This window comes from Bacillus sp. FDAARGOS_1420, assembly GCF_019344915.1.
GTDB lineage: Bacteria > Bacillota > Bacilli > Bacillales > Bacillaceae_G > Bacillus_A > Bacillus_A mycoides.
In genome coordinates, this window is sequence record NZ_JAHWJB010000001.1 from 865,001 (window position 1) to 867,500 (window position 2,500).

The 2,500-nt window shown below is 51.7% G+C and carries 1 rRNA gene (only partly in view); it reads right to left on the minus strand.

The window, feature by feature from the left end:
- A 23S ribosomal RNA gene (locus I6L50_RS04625) occupies positions 1-2,500 on the minus strand (it extends past both window edges: 406 nt to the left, 16 nt to the right).

The following is a 2,500-nucleotide window of genomic DNA, read 5'->3' on the forward strand; positions in this document are numbered from 1 at the left end:
AAACCTCCCCGTCGATGTGGACTCTTGGGGGAGATAAGCCTGTTATCCCCGGGGTAGCTTTTATCCGTTGAGCGATGGCCCTTCCATGCGGAACCACCGGATCACTAAGCCCGACTTTCGTCCCTGCTCGACTTGTAGGTCTCGCAGTCAAGCTCCCTTATGCCTTTGCACTCTACGAATGATTTCCAACCATTCTGAGGGAACCTTTGGGCGCCTCCGTTACACTTTAGGAGGCGACCGCCCCAGTCAAACTGCCCACCTGACACTGTCTCCCGGGTCGATGAGACCCGTAGGTTAGAATTTCAATACAGTCAGGGCGGTATCCCACCAGCGCCTCCACCGAAGCTAGCGCTCCGGTTTCAATGGCTCCCGCCTATCCTGTACAAACTGTACCAAAATTCAATATCAGGCTACAGTAAAGCTCCACGGGGTCTTTCCGTCCTGTCGCGGGTAACCTGCATCTTCACAGGTACTATAATTTCACCGAGTCTCTGGTTGAGACAGTGCCCAAATCGTTACACCTTTCGTGCGGGTCGGAACTTACCCGACAAGGAATTTCGCTACCTTAGGACCGTTATAGTTACGGCCGCCGTTTACTGGGGCTTCAGTTCAGAGCTTCGCTTACGCTAACCCCTCTCCTTAACCTTCCAGCACCGGGCAGGTGTCAGCCCCTATACTTCGCCTTACGGCTTCGCAGAGACCTGTGTTTTTGCTAAACAGTCGCTTGGGCCTATTCACTGCGGCTTTCCGTTAAGAAAGCACCCCTTCTCCCGAAGTTACGGGGTCATTTTGCCGAGTTCCTTAACCAGAGTTCTCTCGCACACCTTAGGATTCTCTCCTCGCCTACCTGTGTCGGTTTGCGGTACAGGCACCTTTTATCTCGCTAGAAGCTTTTCTTGGCAGCGGGGAATCAAAGACTTCGCTCCATAAGGAGCTTCCCCATCACAGCTCAACCTTCACGATAAGCGGATTTGCCTACTTATCAGCCTAACTGCTTGGACGTGCACAACCAATCGCACGCTTCTTCTATCCTTCTGCGTCCCTCCATTGCTCAAACGATAAAGAGGTGGTACAGGAATATCAACCTGTTGTCCATCGCCTACGCCTGTCGGCCTCGGCTTAGGTCCTGACTAACCCTGAGCGGACGAGCCTTCCTCAGGAAACCTTAGGCATTCGGTGGACGGGATTCTCACCCGTCTTTCGCTACTCATACCGACATTCTCACTTCTAAGCGCTCCACCAGTCCTTCCGGTCTGACTTCACTGCACTTAGAACGCTCCCCTACCACTGATACCATTGGTATCAATTCGCAGCTTCGGTGGTGTATTTAGCCCCGGTACATTTTCGGCGCAGAGTCACTCGACTAGTGAGCTATTACGCACTCTTTAAATGGTGGCTGCTTCTGAGCCAACATCCTAGTTGTCTAAGCAACTCCACATCCTTTTCCACTTAATACACACTTTGGGACCTTAGCTGGCGATCTGGGCTGTTTCCCTCTTGACTACGGATCTTATCACTCGCAGTCTGACTCCTAAGGATAAGTCATTGGCATTCGGAGTTTGACTGAATTCGGTAATCCGATGAGGACCCCTAGTTCAATCAGTGCTCTACCTCCAAGACTCTTACACTTAAGGCTAGCCCTAAAGCTATTTCGGGGAGAACCAGCTATCTCCAGGTTCGATTGGAATTTCTCCGCTACCCACACCTCATCCCCGCACTTTTCAACGTGCGTGGGTTCGGGCCTCCATTCAGTGTTACCTGAACTTCACCCTGGACATGGGTAGATCACCTGGTTTCGGGTCTACGACCACGTACTAAACGCCCTATTCAGACTCGCTTTCGCTGCGGCTCCGCCTCTTCAGCTTAACCTCGCACGGGATCGTAACTCGCCGGTTCATTCTACAAAAGGCACGCCATCACCCATTAACGGGCTCTGACTATTTGTAGGCACACGGTTTCAGGATCTCTTTCACTCCCCTTCCGGGGTGCTTTTCACCTTTCCCTCACGGTACTGGTTCACTATCGATCACTAGGGAGTATTTAGCCTTGGGAGATGGTCCTCCCAGATTCCGACGGAATTTCACGTGTTCCGCCGTACTCAGGATACATTCAAGAGAGAACGAAGTTTCGACTACGGGGTTATTACCCTCTGTGACGGACCTTTCCAGGTCGCTTCGTCTACCTCGTTCCTTTGTAACTCCGTATAGAATGTCCTACAACCCCAAGAGGCAAGCCTCTTGGTTTGGGCTAGATTCCGTTTCGCTCGCCGCTACTCAGGAAATCGCATTTGCTTTCTCTTCCTCCAGGTACTTAGATGTTTCAGTTCCCTGGGTCTGTCTTCCATACCCTATGTATTCAGGTAAGGATACCATACCATTACGTATAGTGGGTTTCCCCATTCGGAAATCTTCGGATCAAAGCTTACTTACAGCTCCCCGAAGCATATCGGCGTTAGTCCCGTCCTTCATCGACTCCTAGTGTCAAGGCATCCACCGTGCGC